Annotated in this window: 15 protein-coding genes; 6 read left to right on the forward strand and 9 right to left on the reverse strand. The window is 72.8% G+C overall.

Features of this window, described 5'->3' with window-relative positions:
* Positions 1 to 58: 58 nt before the first annotated feature.
* The 4 genes from O7543_RS14125 to O7543_RS14140 all read right to left on the reverse strand — a co-directional run bounded on the left by O7543_RS14125 (position 59) and on the right by O7543_RS14140 (position 3,453).
* Complete coding sequence (locus tag O7543_RS14125; protein WP_199757942.1) at positions 59 to 202, reverse strand: hypothetical protein; 144 nt, start codon at positions 200 to 202, stop codon at positions 59 to 61.
* 85 nt (positions 203 to 287) lie between these two features.
* On the reverse strand, positions 288 to 692 hold the full coding sequence (locus O7543_RS14130) for a WhiB family transcriptional regulator (protein ID WP_281553396.1): 405 nt from the start codon (positions 690 to 692) through the stop codon (positions 288 to 290).
* A gap of 137 nt (positions 693 to 829) precedes the next feature.
* Entirely contained in the window at positions 830 to 1,156 is a 327-nt protein-coding gene (locus O7543_RS14135; protein WP_281553395.1) for a hypothetical protein, read from the reverse strand.
* 92 nt (positions 1,157 to 1,248) lie between these two features.
* On the reverse strand, positions 1,249 to 3,453 hold the full coding sequence (locus O7543_RS14140; protein WP_281555446.1) for an ATP-dependent DNA helicase UvrD2: 2,205 nt from the start codon (positions 3,451 to 3,453) through the stop codon (positions 1,249 to 1,251).
* A 161-nt stretch (positions 3,454 to 3,614) separates the two neighbouring features.
* Here O7543_RS14140 and O7543_RS14145 point away from each other — a divergent pair, with 161 nt between their 5' ends.
* From O7543_RS14145 to O7543_RS14160, 4 genes are all read left to right on the forward strand, one after another.
* Positions 3,615 to 3,860 (forward strand): mycoredoxin, encoded by a 246-nt coding sequence (locus O7543_RS14145; protein ID WP_281553394.1) that lies wholly within the window; start codon positions 3,615 to 3,617, stop codon positions 3,858 to 3,860.
* Positions 3,861 to 4,021: 161 nt separating this feature from the next.
* Complete coding sequence (locus O7543_RS14150; RefSeq protein ID WP_281553393.1) at positions 4,022 to 5,173, forward strand: helix-turn-helix transcriptional regulator; 1,152 nt, start codon at positions 4,022 to 4,024, stop codon at positions 5,171 to 5,173.
* A 45-nt stretch (positions 5,174 to 5,218) separates the two neighbouring features.
* Complete coding sequence (locus O7543_RS14155; protein ID WP_281553392.1) at positions 5,219 to 5,455, forward strand: DUF397 domain-containing protein; 237 nt, start codon at positions 5,219 to 5,221, stop codon at positions 5,453 to 5,455.
* A gap of 219 nt (positions 5,456 to 5,674) precedes the next feature.
* Positions 5,675 to 5,914, forward strand: coding sequence for a hypothetical protein (locus O7543_RS14160; protein ID WP_281553391.1), 240 nt, complete (start codon positions 5,675 to 5,677; stop codon positions 5,912 to 5,914).
* 77 nt (positions 5,915 to 5,991) lie between these two features.
* On the opposite strand, the gene nudC is transcribed toward O7543_RS14160, so the two are convergent.
* The 5 genes from nudC to O7543_RS14185 all read right to left on the reverse strand — a co-directional run bounded on the left by nudC (position 5,992) and on the right by O7543_RS14185 (position 11,038).
* Entirely contained in the window at positions 5,992 to 6,969 is a 978-nt protein-coding gene (gene nudC / locus O7543_RS14165; RefSeq protein WP_281555445.1) for an NAD(+) diphosphatase, read from the reverse strand.
* A 70-nt stretch (positions 6,970 to 7,039) separates the two neighbouring features.
* The gene (locus O7543_RS14170) at positions 7,040 to 8,422 is read right to left on the reverse strand and encodes a pitrilysin family protein (RefSeq protein WP_281553390.1); all 1,383 of its coding nucleotides are present in this window, start codon (positions 8,420 to 8,422) and stop codon (positions 7,040 to 7,042) included.
* Complete coding sequence (locus O7543_RS14175) at positions 8,419 to 9,726, reverse strand: pitrilysin family protein (RefSeq protein WP_281553389.1); 1,308 nt, start codon at positions 9,724 to 9,726, stop codon at positions 8,419 to 8,421. The genes O7543_RS14170 and O7543_RS14175 overlap by 4 nt, the downstream gene beginning before the upstream one ends.
* Positions 9,727 to 9,772: 46 nt before the next feature.
* Entirely contained in the window at positions 9,773 to 10,729 is a 957-nt protein-coding gene (locus O7543_RS14180; protein ID WP_281553388.1) for a hypothetical protein, read from the reverse strand.
* Between the two features lie 111 nt (positions 10,730 to 10,840).
* Positions 10,841 to 11,038, reverse strand: coding sequence for a hypothetical protein (locus tag O7543_RS14185; protein ID WP_278167188.1), 198 nt, complete (start codon positions 11,036 to 11,038; stop codon positions 10,841 to 10,843).
* Positions 11,039 to 11,424: 386 nt separating this feature from the next.
* On the opposite strand from O7543_RS14185, the gene O7543_RS14190 reads away from it, so the two are divergent.
* Positions 11,425 to 13,314: a glycoside hydrolase family 15 protein gene (locus O7543_RS14190; protein ID WP_281553387.1), complete on the forward strand. Its 1,890-nt coding sequence runs from the start codon at positions 11,425 to 11,427 to the stop codon at positions 13,312 to 13,314.
* On the forward strand, positions 13,311 to 14,711 hold the full coding sequence (locus O7543_RS14195) for a glucose-6-phosphate dehydrogenase (protein WP_281553386.1): 1,401 nt from the start codon (positions 13,311 to 13,313) through the stop codon (positions 14,709 to 14,711). Before O7543_RS14190 ends, O7543_RS14195 begins: the two co-directional genes overlap by 4 nt.
* Positions 14,712 to 14,739 lie beyond the last annotated feature (28 nt).

Consider the following 14,739-nt stretch of genomic DNA (forward strand, 5'->3'; position numbering starts at 1 on the left):
CGCACGGGTGGTGGGGTAGTGCCCGGTCCCCGCTGTGTACAGCGGGGACCGGGCTCGGTCAGCGCCCGCTCAGGCTGCGGGCCCAGAGGTGCCGGGCCTGCATGGCGACGGTGCGGGCGGATCGGGGTGCCTCAGTACGCGCGGTGCCGGCCTGAGGCGGTTGCATTCGCGCCCGGGAGAGCGCCTCGTAGAGCAAGTGCATGACGGTTTCTCCTGTGATGGTCGGTGCTGCGGTGTGGGTGGTCTGTGCCGGCGCCCGGCCGGTGCTCGTCGTGATCCGATGCATGTCAGGCCGCCAGCCGGACGGTGCCGCGGGCACCGACGACGCCGTTGGCCGCCATGCGTGCCTCGACTTCGCCCCGCAGGGCGGCGTCACGGGCCAGGTCCTCCTTGCGTGGCCGGCCGCGGGGCCGCTTACGCGGCACGACCGCCCCCCGCTCGAAGATCTCGCCGCCCCAGACGCCCCACGGCTCGGCCCGCTCGATCGCCCCGGCGAGGCACTCCACCCGCAGCGGGCAGTCCACGCAGAGCGACTTGGCCAGCTCCAGCTCCGTCGGGGAGTCGGAGAACCACAGGTCAGGGTCGAACTTCCGGCACGGCAGCTCCGCCACGACGTCCGGCTGGCCCGTTGCGGCCGGCCGGCACCCCGGCTGGTAGTCGCTGCGGTCGAGAGTGGCAAACGCCAGACTCATCGCCCGGTCACCTCTTTCTTCGCTTCGATCTCGTGGATCGCTTCCGACTTGCTCGTACCTGTGCGGCGGCAAAAACTAAGGCCGCGGATCCCGGTTGCGGGTTCCGCGGCCTCGAGGTGAGCCGGTGTGGTCTGGTGTCAGACCGGCCTTCCTCGAGGGGGAACACCGCGGGCAGCATCCATGAACGGCTTCTTGGCCGCCGGGATGGTGGTGCGAACGCTGCCTTCGGAGCTGCTGGTGCCATTGGTCGTGGCGACTACGGACGCACCCAGGAGCCGGAGCCAGCCCTGATCGACGCCAGCCCACCCGGTGACCGTGCGGTGCTGCTCGACCTGGATTTGGATCTGGTCCTGGTGCGCCACTGCCGAGTGACCGATGGGCGCGACGGCGGCCAGATAGCCACCGACCGTCGGAGCGCAGGCAGCGGTCAGCGTCGACAGCGTGGAAGTCTCGTAGCTCAGCACCGTCGTCACCTCCTGCCTGGACTCGTCACGAAAAACCCTCCACCCCGACGGAGCAGCGAGAACGCCCACTGCTCGCGAGGTGTGACCTGAGGCTAAGCCTCTTGCGACGCCGGGGGCAAACCATTTTCCGGGTCGGATTCCGAACTTTTTTGCCAGTCAAGATCATCTACGGCCGCACCGCCCACCAGAGCGTGCACCGACGGACCGTAGAGTCCCAGCTTGCGGGGGCCGATCCCGGCGATCGCCAGCAACTCGGCGTCGCTGCCGGGCCGCCGCTCGGCGATCGCCAGCAGGGTCGCGTCGGTGAACACCACGTACGCCGGCACCCGCTGGTCGCCGGAAACCCGCGACCGCCACGCCCGCAGCCGGTCCAGCAGATCCTCGTCCAGATCCGACGGACAGGTGGCGCACCGGCCCAGCTTGCGGTCGACGCCGGCCAGCAACGTGGTCCCACAGACCCGGCAGGAGACCGGCTGGCCGCGTCGGCGCTCGCCGGAGCGGCCCGCCCCCGGACCGCCGCGCCGAGCACCGCCGGCACCACCGCCCGAGCGGTCCAGCTGCGGCAGGAACCGGCAGGGCCGGCGGGTCCGCCCGCCCGGCGACCGGGCGGCACCGTAGGACAGCCACAGCCACTGCCGGGCCCGGGTCACCCCGACGTAGAGCAGCCGGCGCTCCTCCTCCAGCTGCTCGGCCGTGCGGGCGTACGTAGTGGGCAGTGTCCCGTCGGCGAGCCCGACCAGGAAGACCGCGTCCCACTCCAGGCCCTTGGCCGAGTGCAGGGAGGCGAGGGTGACTCCGGCGACGGTCGGCACGTGCTGCGCCGCCGCCCGCCGCTGCAGCTCGGCGCAGAAGTCGGCGAGCGGGACCGGGCGTTCGCTGACCGCCGCCTCCCCCACCGGCACCAGCACCGGTTGGGCGCCGAACTCCTCGGCCAGCTGGACCAACGCAGCGAGCGCCTCCCAGCGTTCCCGCGCCGCCCCGCCGGGCGGCGGCTGGTCCGGGGTCCAACCCACCGCGGCGAGCCCGGCGGTGACCGCCTCGACCAACGGGGTCTCCCCGGGCGTCGACCGGACCGCCGAGCGCAGCGCGACCATCGCCTGCCGGATCTCGGCGCGTTCGAAGAACCGCTCCGCGCCCTGCACCACGTACGGCACCGCCGCCTCGGCGAGGGCCTTCTCGTACGCCTCGGACTGGGCGTTGGTCCGGAACAGCACGGCGATCTCGGCGGCCGGCGTACCCGCCGCGATCAGCTCGGCGCAGCGCGCCGCGACCGCCGCCGCCTCGGCCGGCTCGTCGGTGAAGATCCGCACGTCCGGCTCCGGGCCGGGCTCGCGCTGGCCGACCAGCTCCAGCCGCAGCCGGGCCTCGGTGCCCTTGGCCTGCCTGATCACCGTGTTGGCCAGGCCCACCACCTGCGGCGTCGACCGGTAGTCGCGGACCAGTCGCACCACCACCGCCTCCCGGCGCCGACGGGCGAAGTCGACCAGGTACGCCGACGTGGCGCCGGTGAACGAGTAGATCGTCTGGCTCGCGTCGCCGACCACGGTCAGGTCGTCCCGCTCCCCCAGCCAGGCGTCGAGCAGCCGTTGCTGCAACGGGTTGACGTCCTGGTACTCGTCCACCACGAAGTGCCGGTACTGGGCCCGGACCTGCTCGGCGACGTCCGGGTGCTCCTCGATGCCCCAGATCGCCGCCCGCAGCACGTCCTCGAAGTCGATCACGCCGTTGCCGCGCTTGATCTGCTCGTACCCGGCGTACACCTCGGCCACCTTGGCCGGCTCGTGCGGAGTCTCCCGCAGCGCCTTCGCCGCCGCGACGGCGTACTCGGACGGCTCCACCATCGCCGACTTCGCCCACTCGATCTCACCGGCCAGGTCCCGGGCGGCGGCCCGGTCGGTGCGCACCCCGACCCGACCAGCGGCGAGGATGACCAGCCGGACCTTGCTGTCCAGCAGCTCCGGCATCTCCCGGCCGCCGAGCAGCCGGGGCGCGAAGTAGCGGACCTGGCGCAGCGCCGCGGCGTGGAACGTCCGCGCCTGCACCCCGCCCACGTGCAGCGCGCCGAGGCGGGCCCGCATCTCGGCAGCGGCCCGCGCGGTGAAGGTGACCGCCAGTACGTGCCGGGCGGCGATCTCGCCGGAGAGCACCCGGTAGGCGATCCGGCTGGTGATCGCCCGGGTCTTCCCGGTGCCGGCACCGGCCAGGATGCAGACCGGCACCGGCGGAGCGGTCACCGCCGTACGCTGCTCCGGGTCCAGCCCGCTCAGCACTCGGCCTGGTCCTGGGTCTGAGTTGATGTCGGCCGCCACGGGTAGGAATCATCGCAGCCTCGCGCGACGTTGCACCGGCTAGCCCGGGTGCCGCCCGGGCCGGAACTACTGCGCCCCGGCACCGCCCGGGGCCGGCGACCCGGCGGGCGAGTGCCCGCCGTGGCCCGACGACCGCGGAGGACCTGCAGATGTTGACCATGTATTCGACCAGTTGGTGCGGCTACTGTCACCGGCTCAAGTCGCAGTTCGACCGGGAGCGGATTCCCTACGAGGTGGTTGACATCGAGCAGGACGCCGAGGCGGCCGCGTACGTGATGGGGGTCAACGGCGGCAATCAGACGGTACCGACGGTCCGTTTCCCGGACGGTTCGGCATTGACGAACCCGAGTATCGTTCAGGTTCGGCAGCGGCTCAGCGACCTCGCGGCGAGCTGAGTCGCACTCACGGTCCGTCCGCCGCCGTGCACAACATCGCATTTGGCTAACACGCCCACCAGAGGACCCCACCGAGGCAGCAATCGGGCCATACTGTTTCGGGCCGTGACCCACATCGCCGCGACATTGGCGGTCACCAAACGGATCGGGGGTGGTTTCCGGTGCAGCCCGAGGAGCCCGAGCAGCCCATACCGAGCCCGAACCTGCGTCGTCGCCGCCTCGGCAGCGAGCTGAGGCGGCTGCGGGAACACGCCGGACTGACCGGTGAGCAGGTGATCGAAAGAGTGAAGTGGGCGTCCGCGTCCAAGCTCTCCCGGCTCGAGAACGGGCGCAGTCGGCCGGGGGTCGGCGACGTGATGGACCTGCTCGACCTGTACGGCGTGACCGGCTCCGAACGCGATGATCTGGTCGGCATCGCTCGCGACGCCGGCAACACCCGAGCCTTTCTCAGCTCGTACGCGGTGATGACCAGCCTCCAACGGGCGTACGCCGAGCTGGAGGCTGGTTGCACCGAGATCCAGGAGTACGGCGCGGTGATCATCCCGGGCCTGCTGCAGACCTCCGCCTACGCGAAGGTGCGCATCCTCTCGGCGCGCCCGCTGGTGGAGATGGTCGACGAGCGGGCCACCGGACGCCGGACGATCCTGCAGAAGGCGACCAACCACCGGACCGCCGGCCAGAAGCGCAACGCCGACGACCCGGACACCGAGGTCGCGGCCAGGCAGTCCCGGCAGTCGATGCTGCTGCGCGAGAACGGGGCGCCGAAGTACACCGCAGTGCTGGAGGAGGCGGCGGTCAGCCTGCGCTGCGGCCCGCCCGACGTGATGGTGGCGCAGCTGAAACATCTGCTCACCATGGCGCAGCTGCCCAACGTCACCCTGCGGGTGCTGCCACCGAACGCCACCGTGGCCTCCTGGTACCTGTCGGAGACCGCGTTCTCGATCTACCACTTCGCCGACCCGGAGGACCTGAGCGCGGTGGCGGTCGAGACGCTCGCCGCCGACATGATCGTCAACGACGTGCCGGTGCTCGAACGGTACGGCCAGGTCTTCGACTGGCTCTGCGAGGCCGCCCGCAGCCCGCAGGAGTCGATCGACTGGCTCAGCGACGCCGTGGCCCGGCACGTCGCCGCCGGCGCCACCGAGCTCGACTCCGTACCAGACGGCACCGCCCCCTCCTCCCCCACCACCCCTGCCCCGCTGTCCCCGCCCGCCGCGGGCGGGGCAGGCCCCGGCCGACCGGCCGGGCCGCCGATCCAGCGTGGACCGCACGAGCGGACCACGCGCCGGACCGGCCAGGCGATCCCGGACTGACCGACGGTCCGCCCGCCCGGTCCGTTTGACCAGCAAGGAGCAGGAATGAACCCAGCAGATCAGTCCAGCGTGCACGTCCCCGGTCCGACCCCGCCCGCCTGGCGCAAGAGCAGCCGCAGCCAGAGCACCAACTGCGTCGAGGTCGGGGCGATGGCGGGTCACCGCGCACCGGTGCTGATGCGCGACAGCAAGGACCGCAGCGGGCCGGTGCTGTCGTTCGACCGCACCACCTGGCGTGACTTCATCGACAGCGCCAAGGACGGCGAGTTCGACCTGATCTGACCGCCGGCACCGCAGGGCAGGTCGAGCCGGGTGGCCGACGCCACCCCGACCCGGCTCGACCGAACGGACATCAGGATCGATCCGTTCGTCAGGTTTGACCGGCCACCGCAGCGGGTTCTCCTCCTGCGGAGACAACCGATGGAATTTCCAGCAGGAGCCTGTCCGACCTGAGCCATCGGCCGTCCCACCACCCAGGTCACCGGTTGCTCGGAGTCGTTCATGCGATACCTGATCGTCCGCACGGAGATCCGCGCGGTGGCACACGACGAACTCATCACCGCGGTCCGCACCGGCCAGCGCATTCGCGACGAGCGGACCACACCCGAGCCGCGCCGGCAGACGGTCTGTGCGGAGAACCTCGAAGCGGCCATGCACCTGGCCCGCGCACTGTCCACCGTCGGGCCGGTCCGCTCCGGCCGGCAACGGGTGAAGGTAGTGCCGGTCCCGCCCATCCGCTGACCGGCACCCACCGGACCGGCACCCACGGACCGGCACCCACCCGGCGAGGTCCGGCACGGCGGAGTCCGGCACGGCGGTCACCGGCCGGGGTCCGGCGCGGTCTCCGCCACCCAGCTGCGGATCAGGAACGCCGCGATCGACGCCGGCGGCGCGAACCGGACCGGGTACCCGTCGCCGGAGTCGAGCCGCTCACCCGCCAGCCCGGCGGCCACCTCGGCCCGGGTGAACCAGCGCGCCCGGATGATCTCCTCCGGGTCCGGCCGCAGCGGCTGCTCCGGGTCGACCCGGCCGAGGTAGCCCAGCATCAGGGTGCCCGGGAACGGCCAGGACTGGCTGCCGACGTACCGCATCGCAGTCAGCGTCAGACCCACCTCCTCGGCCACCTCACGGGCGACCGCCGACTCGGCCGACTCGCCGGGCTCCACGAACCCGGCCAGGCAGGAGTAGAGCCGGTCGGGCCCGTCGCCGCGCCGGGCGTGGTGGTTGGCCAGCAGACACCTCCCGTCCGGGCCGGGACCGCCGTCGGTCAACAGCACGATCACCGCCGGATCGGTCCGTGGCCAGCTCCGCGTACCGGTGTCGTCGACGCGTGACCAGCCACCATCGGTTGCCCGGGTCGGCAGCCCCGACGACGCCGAGTAGCGGTGCCGGGCGTGCCAGCTGACCATCGCCGCAGCGGTGGTGAACAGCCCGGCGTCGCGGTCCGGCAGCAGATGGCCGACCTCCCGGACAGTCACCGACCGCAGGCCCGGGTCAGCCACGGACGGCACCGCCACGGACGAGGACAGTACGGACGACGGCGGTACGGACGACGGTAGTGCCGCGTCGACCGCGAAGACCGGGGTGCCGTCGTCGACCGTACCGATGAAAATGCGGTCGGTGACCTCGACGGCCGGTGCCTGGTCCGGGCGCACCAGCACCAGGGTGGTCCCGTCGGCGCCGTCGCGCACCAGCGCCCGGCCACCGGCCGCGCCGTCCACCACCAGCACCAGCGAACGTGGCCAGGCCCGCGCCAACCACTGCGGATCCCGGCGGTACGGCGCTGCCCGGTCCATCGCGGCGCGGGCCAGCGACGGTTGTGTACCGACGGTCGGCTGCGTACCGGCGGTCGGCCCGACGGAGGTGTCACCCGGCGACATCGGGCGCTGCCGCACCAGGCCCGACTACGCCGGTGACCGACGCGTCGGACGTTTCGACCTCGGTCAACGCGGCGACCGGACCGGCGATCCGCGCGACGTCGCCGAGCACCACCCCCATCGCCAGCGCCGGTGCCAGATAGCGGGTCGCGGCGGCCGCCACCTCGTCACGGGTCGCCGAGGCGAGCCGCGCGGTGTGCTCGGCGAGAAAATCCAACGGCAGGCCGAACCCGGCGTAGGTGCTGGCCACCCCGGCCAACCCGGCCTGCGTCGACATGCCCAGCTGCAGGCTGCCGACCGCGTACTGCCGGGCCTGTTCGAGCTCGTCGTCGTCGGGCGGCAGCACCGCGAGCCGGCCGAGCTCGTGCAGGGTCTCCAGCAACGCGGGCGCGGTCACCTCGGTCGCCACGTCGGCGGCGAGCAGCAGCACCGATCCGGCCACCGAATGTTCAACCATCGAGTACGGGCCGTAGCTGTAGCCCTTGTCCTCGCGGATGTTCTCCACCCAGCGGGACGAGAAGTAGCCGCCGAACACCATGTTGGCCAGCTGCAGGGCGGCGTGGTCCGGGTGCCGCCGGTCCACCGCTGGCAACGCGATCCGCATCGACGACTGCACCGAGCCGGGCCGGTCGACCAGCAGCAGCGGGGCCGGGCGCGGCGCGGGCGCCATCGGCAGCGTCAACTGCCGGCCGCCGGCCGGCCAGTCGCCGAGCACCCGCTCCGCGGTGTCCAACGCCCGGGCAGGTGACACGTCGCCGACCAGCACCAGGTGCGCCCCGGTCGGCCGGACCCGGTCGGCGTGCAGAGCGCGCAGCCCGGCCGGCCGGACGGCGCGGACCTGGTCCACCCCGGGAACCGACTCGGCGTACGGGTGACGGCCGAACATCCGCCGGGACAGCGCGGCGCGGGCCAGGTGCGCCGGCTGGCTCAGCGCCACCTGGATCCGGTCGGCCAGCCGGGCCCGCTCGATCGCCACCTCGCCAGCCGGGTACGTCGCCCCGGTCAGCACCTCGCCGAGCAGTTCGAGCATCCGCCGCAGCCCGGTGACCAGCCCGGCGCCGGCGACCAGCAGCCGGTCGGCGTCCACCCCGGCGGACAGGCCACCGCCGACCGCCTGCAACTCGGCGGCCAGCTCCACGCCGGACCGGTCGACGGTGCCGGAGAACAGGGTCTGCGACAGCACCGTCGCCCTGGCCAGCGGGGCCCGCGCGAACGGCACCCGGAGCCGGATCTCCACCAGCGGCACCGACGGCCGGCGGATGGCGATCACCCGTAGCCCGTTGTCCAGCGTCCGCTCGGCAACCTTGGGCAACGGCGGTCGACGGGTCGGTCCGAGCGGCGGCAACGGCCTCCGGGTGGGGGCGGCGGTCACTGGGCTCCTCCGGGGACGACCTCGATCGTGGCGCGCCGGTGCGGGCGCAGGGTGGCGGCGGCCGCACGGACCTGTGTCTCGGTGACCGTGCCGAGCATCCGCGGCAACTCGTTGAGCAGCTCGGGGGTGCCCCGCTGCTGCTCCAGCACCGCCATCCGCAGCCCTCGGCCGAGCACCGCGTCGGTGTCGCGCAGCAGGTGGGTGGCCATCCGGGCCTGCACCCGGGCCAGTTCGCCCCGGGCGAAGCCGTCGACGGCCAGCCGGTCGAGCTCCTCGTCGACCGCGCCGAGCACCTTGTCGACGTCGCCGCCGGGCGGCAGATGCGCCTGCAGGACCAACGCCGACGGGTCCCGTACGTCGAACGGCTCCCCCTCGAACGACAAGTAGCCGCCGAGGCTGGTCACCGTACGGTCGCCACGCACCAGTCGCTCCACCAGCCGGGCCGCGTCACCGTCGGTGAGCACCTCGGCGAGCACCACGTACGGCAGGTAGCCGGCCAGGTCGTCGACCGGGTCCGGCACCCGCCAGGCGGCGGCCACCGCCGGCAGCGGAGCCAGCGGATCGGGGTACGCGGTACGCCGCTCGGTGGTCAGGTCCGGCTCGGCAAAGCTGGGCCGGGCCGGCGCCGGCCGGGCCGGCACGTCTCCGAAGTGCCGCTCGATCAGCCCGGTCGCGGCGGTGACATCGAAGTCCCCGGCGACGGCGAGCACCGCGTTGCCGCTGGCGTAGTAGCGGGTGAAGAACTCGGCGGCCTCACCGACGGTGGCGCTGTCCAGATCCTCGAAGGAACCGTAGCCGTCGTGCGCGTTGGGGAAGGTGTCGAACAGCACGGGCGGCAGCCGCAGCCAGGGAAACCCACCGTACGGCCGGTTGAGCACGTTGACCCGGATCTCCTCCTTGACCACGTCGACCTGGTTGCGCAGGTTCTCCTCGGTCAACTGCGGACCACGCATCCGGTCGGCCTCCAGGAACAGCGCCCGCTCCAACGCGTTGCTCGGCAGCACCTCGTAGTAGTCGGTGTAGTCCAGGTGGGTGCTGCCGTTGAAGGTGCCGCCGGAGCCCTGCACGTGGCGGAAGTGCGCCAGCTTCTCCAGGTTCGCCGAACCCTGGAACATCAGATGCTCGAACAGATGCGCGAACCCGGTACGCCCCGGTGGTTCGGACCGGATCCCGACGTCGTAGACGACCGCGACGCCGACCACCGGCGCGCTGCGGTCGGGCGCCAGGACCACCCGCAGGCCGTTGGGGAGGGTGAACCGCTCCACCGGGTACGCGGTCGCCGGGATCCGCACTTTACGCGCCACGGACCGACCCTAACCTGTCGGCGACAGTCCTCGGTGCACCGCCGGATCATTCGACACGTACGGATGCGTACAGGTCGTCGACCACCCAGTCGAGCTCGCGGTGGGTGCCGGGGATGGAGACGAACAGCACCGCCGCGGTCGGGCGTCCGACGTCGATACACGCCACCGCCACCAGTTCGTCGGTGGCCTGCAGGCCGGGCTGGGTGAAGTGCAGCCGGAACACCGTCAGCCAGGCGGGTCGCCCACCGATCGGGGTCCGCTCGTCGCGGATCAGGTCCATCCGGTTGGGCTGCGGGTAGTACTCGGCGCGGACGTCGGCGGCCACCTGCCGGCCGACGCACTCCAGGTCGAGGGAGAGCGCGTCGTTGTCGGCGGCCGGCACGGCGGCGGACAGGATCGAGGCGTGGTAGTCGCTGAACCCGTTGTAGTCCGCCTCGGTCACGAAATGCTGCCCCACCTTGTACGGCACCTGCAGCGCCCCGGCGTTCCACACCGTCGACCACGGCCGCCACGGTTCGCCGTACTCGGTGTAGGAGATCCCGGCGTCCGGGTCGACGGTGCGTGGCCCGGTCGGTTCGGGCAGCGCGGGGCCCAGTGTCGGGCCCGGTGTCGGGTCCGCCGGCGTGGGCTGCCCGCCGGGGCCTCCGGTGGGTCCGGGGCAGAGCTGGGCCAGCGGCGGCCGGACGTCCGGCGGCAGATCCGGGCTGCCGAACGGGTCCGGGTTGCCGCTGAGCACCAGCACCAGCACGGCGACCAGTCCACCGGCGAGCACCACGGCTGCGGCACCGCCGAACCACCACAGCCGCACCCCGTCCCGCCCGCCGCGCCCTGGGTCAGTCGGCGGCCGCCCCGACCCGACGCCTGGGCCGGTCGGCGGCCCGGTGGGCGGGCCCGCGTCGGCACCGGCGGCCGGGTACGGGCGGCCCGACCGGGTGACCGGCCCGGCGGACCAGTCCACGGCGGTGCCGGACGTTGCCCGGTCAGACGGCGGCGGATGAGACATCTCCCTTAGTGAAGCACTCGTCGGCGGGAAAACCGGCAGCGCCCCGACCGGTGCGGCCCCGGCGTGCCGACACCGCGCCGCCGGATCAGCGCGGGGCCGCCTGGACGCGGATCAGCGCGGGGCCGCTTCGATGTCGGTGGACCGTACCGGCGGGTCGGGTGCATGCAGTTCGACGACGACCGGCCCGGCGCCGGCGGTCGGACCGGTGTACCAGGGAGTGACGACAGAGGCCAGGGCCAGTAGCACGCCGAGCATCGCGACGCCGACGACGAGCAGGATCTCCCTCGTCGCGCTGGTCTCGGCTGTCATCTCCACCCGACCTCTCTGCCCGGGGGTCGCGTCCCGGCGGCCGTGCCTCGTCCGCCAGCCAAAGGATCCCGGTGGCGGGCGCGACGTGCAGTCAGCCATCGGACGAAAAGCGTGGATGTCTCGCGGAACCCGCCGGCCGTACGGACGACCCTGCTCATCCGTGCGGCGTCACTGTCCGTCGACACCGGCTGCTCTGACAGACCGTGCGGCCGGCCGCGACGACGAACGGCCGGCGGATGGCGCGGCCAGCGGATCCGTCGCAGGCGTCAACCGGTCCGGCACCGGGTAGAGGGACCCGCGTACCTGTCGGCACCACCTACCTTTCGGCAGTACGGCTCACCGGGGAGAGTGGTGCCTGACGGACCCACCATGCGGAGGAGACACCCGTGACGGACCATCTGGCGGAGATCAAAGCGCTGCCGGTGCCCGAACTCACCGACCGCTACCCGGCCATCGCCGACCACGGCCTGATCGGCGACGGCCAGACCGCCGCGCTGGTCGGCATGGACGGCACCGTACGGTGGCTCTGCCTGCCGAGATTCGACGGCCCGGCGCTGTTCGCGACACTGCTCGACGCCGAACGGGGCGGTGCCTGGACGCTGCGGCCGGCCGGCCTGCGCGCCGTCCGGCAGGAGTACCTGCCGGACACCGCCGTACTGCGTACCGAACTGCACACCGCCACCGGACGCCTGGAGATCCGCGACGCACTGCTGATCGCCGCCGCGTCCGACGGGCCGGCCGAGGGGGCCGGACCGGCCGTCGACCGGCCGCTCAACACCGAACTCGGGGCGGCCTGCGGCGAGCTGGGCCGCCTGGTCACCGTCATCGACGGCACGGTCGACCTGGAGATCGGACTGACCGGCCGGGGTGGGCTACGAACCACCCCCGCCGCCGAGGAGATCGGCATCGAGTCCCTGGCCGGGGACGGCGGCCGGTTGCGGCTGACCGCCAGCCGGCCGGTACCCGGCCTGGACCGGCTGGCCGGCCGGATCCGGTTGACCGCCGGCGACCGGCTCGGCCTGGTGCTGCGCTGGGCGCAGGGTCCGACCCGGCACCGCGACGCCGATCAGCTCGCCGCCGCGCTGGACCGCACCGCTGCGGCCTGGCGGATCTGGAGCCGCCAGATCAACTACTCCGGCCGGCACGCCGATCTGGTCCGCCGCAGCGCCATCACGCTCAAGCTCTGCGACGACCATGACAGCGGGGCAGTCGTCGCCGCACCCACGTCGTCGCTGCCGGAGGCGATCGGCGGCCGCCGCAACTGGGACTACCGGTTCACCTGGGTACGCGACGCCGCGTACACCGTCTACGCGCTGCGTCGGGTCGGGATGGCCGCCGAAGCCGAGTCGTTCCTGTCCTGGGTGCTGCAGGCCTGCACCCGCGACGGCCGACCACACGTGCTCTACACCCTGGACGGCACCCGGCCGGCCCCCGAACGGATCGACCCGGACCTGTCCGGCTACCGCGGTTCCCGGCCGGTGCGCTGGGGCAACGCGGCGGCCGACCAGATCCAGCACGACGTGTACGGCGAAATCCTCGACTGCGCCTGGCAGTGGGCCCGGGCCGGCGGCGCGGTCGACGACCGGCGGTGGTCCCGGCTGACCCGGCTGGGCCGCTCGGCGTTGCAGCACTGGCGTACCCCGGACCACGGCATCTGGGAGATCCGCCATGAGGGCCGCCCGTTCACCTATTCGGTGGCGATGTGCCAGGTGGCGGCGGACCGGATGGCCCGGCTGGCGACCGCCACCGGCCGGCGCGACGAGGTCGAGCAGTGGCGGCGGGCGGCCGAGGAGATCCGCTCGGCGCTGCTGACCGAGGCATGGGACGACGACAACGGGCACTTCACCGAGCACCTCGGCCAGCCCGGTACCGTCGACGCGAGCCTGCTCGCCCTGCCGCTGCGCCGGGTGGTCGACCCCGCCGATCCGCGTATGGTCGCCACCGTCGACGCCGTCCAACAACGCCTCGGTGCCGGCGGCGACCTGCTCTACCGCTACCTGCCCGAGGAGTCGCCGGACGGGGTCGGCGGCGGAGAGGGAGCGTTCCTGCTCTGCTCCTTCTGGTGGGTGGACAACCTGGCCGGCAGCGGCCAACTGGACCGGGCCCACGAACTGTTCGACCAGCTCTGCGGCCGGGTCAACCACGTCGGGTTGCTCCCCGAGCAGATCGACCCCGCGACCGGCGCCTTCCTGGGAAACTTCCCGCAGGCGTTCAGTCACATCGGGCTGATCAGCAGCGCGGTCAACCTGGCCCGGTACGGAAGGATGCGGACGTGACAGCGAACGTGATCGTGCTCGGCGCCACCGGCGACCTCACCACCCGTTACCTGTTGCCCGGTTTGGCCCAGCTGCGCGAGCTGGACCGGCCGGCGGACGGGATGCGGCTGATCGGGGTGGCCCGCGACGAGCTCGACGACCGGGGCTTCCGGCACCGGGTGAGCGCCGCGCTGCGCGAGCACGCCCCCGAGGTGGCCACCCGGGCCCGCAGCGAACTCGCCGAGTCGGCCAGCTACGTCCACGGTGACGTGACCGACCCGGAGGTGCTGGCGACGGCGCTGGAGATCGCCCGGGACGGCGAGCGGGCCAGTCACGGCGACGACGCCGTGGTGGTCTACCTGGCCCTGCCGCACCGGCTGTTCGAGCCGGTCGCGATCGCGCTGGGCCGCTGCGACCTGCCGGCCGGCATCCGGCTGGTGGTGGAGAAGCCGTTCGGCGAGGACCTGGCCAGCGCCCGACGGCTGAACACGGTGCTGCACCAGGTGCTGCCGGACGACCGGGTGTTCCGGGTCGACCACTTCCTGGCCAAGCAGACCGTGCTGAACCTGCTCGGACTGCGGTTCGCCAACCGGGTGCTGGAGCCGCTGTGGAGCAACACGCACATCACCGGGGTCGACATCGTCTTCGACGAGACGGTCGACGCGGAAGGCCGGTCCAGCTACTACGACCACGCCGGCGCGCTGCGCGACATGGTGCAGAACCATCTGCTGCAGCTGCTGACCCTGGTGGCGATGGAGCCGCCGCTGACCGTCGACCCGGCCGACCTGGCGGTGCGCAAACTGGATGTACTGCGGGCGGTCCGCCCGATCCGGGCCGCCGACGTGGCCGACTGCACGGTACGCGGCCGATACACCGCCGGGGTGGTCCAGGGCCGACGCGGCGAGCGGAAGGTGGCCAGCTACGTCGACGGTGCCGGGGTCGACCCGGCCCGGGACACCGAGACGTACGCCGAACTGACCGTCCACATCGACAACTGGCGGTGGTCGGGGGTGCCGTTCAAGCTGCGTACCGGCAAGGCGTTGGCCGCCGACCGCCGCGAGATCGTGATCCGGTTCGCCGACGTGCCGCACGCGATCTTTACCGACCGGGACAGCCAGTGCAACGAGCTGCGGCTGCAGCTCGACCCGGACCGGATGTCGCTGCGGCTCAACGTCAACGGCATCGGCGACCCGTTCGACCTGGAGCCGGTCGAGATGGTCACCGAGCTGGCCCGGCAGGCACCGAGCCCGTACGGGCAGTTGCTGCTGGCCATCATCGAAGGTGACACCCGGCTCAGCGCCCAGGCGCAGGAGGCCGAGGAGAGCTGGCGGATCATCGAACCGGTGCTGGCCGGTTGGGCGCAGGGTCGGACACCGCTGCGCGACTATCCGGCCGGCAGCACCGGCCCACGGCCCTGACCGGCCGGGCCGCGTACGGCTCCCGGGC

It is taken from the genome of Solwaraspora sp. WMMA2080 (assembly GCF_027497395.1).
GTDB lineage: Bacteria > Actinomycetota > Actinomycetes > Mycobacteriales > Micromonosporaceae > Micromonospora_E.

Excerpts from the sequence above, each read along its gene's own strand:
- O7543_RS14180 (WP_281553388.1), bottom strand. The coding sequence starts at position 10,729 with ATGTCTCATCCGCCGCCGTCTGACCGGGCAACGTCCGGCACCGCCGTG.
- O7543_RS14160 (WP_281553391.1), top strand. The coding sequence starts at position 5,675 with ATGCGATACCTGATCGTCCGCACGGAGATCCGCGCGGTGGCACACGAC.
- nudC (WP_281555445.1), bottom strand. The coding sequence starts at position 6,969 with ATGGACCGGGCAGCGCCGTACCGCCGGGATCCGCAGTGGTTGGCGCGG.
- O7543_RS14125 (WP_199757942.1), bottom strand. The coding sequence starts at position 202 with ATGCACTTGCTCTACGAGGCGCTCTCCCGGGCGCGAATGCAACCGCCT.
- O7543_RS14155 (WP_281553392.1), top strand. The coding sequence starts at position 5,219 with ATGAACCCAGCAGATCAGTCCAGCGTGCACGTCCCCGGTCCGACCCCG.
- O7543_RS14130 (WP_281553396.1), bottom strand. The coding sequence starts at position 692 with ATGAGTCTGGCGTTTGCCACTCTCGACCGCAGCGACTACCAGCCGGGG.
- O7543_RS14185 (WP_278167188.1), bottom strand. The coding sequence starts at position 11,038 with ATGACAGCCGAGACCAGCGCGACGAGGGAGATCCTGCTCGTCGTCGGC.
- O7543_RS14145 (WP_281553394.1), top strand. The coding sequence starts at position 3,615 with ATGTTGACCATGTATTCGACCAGTTGGTGCGGCTACTGTCACCGGCTC.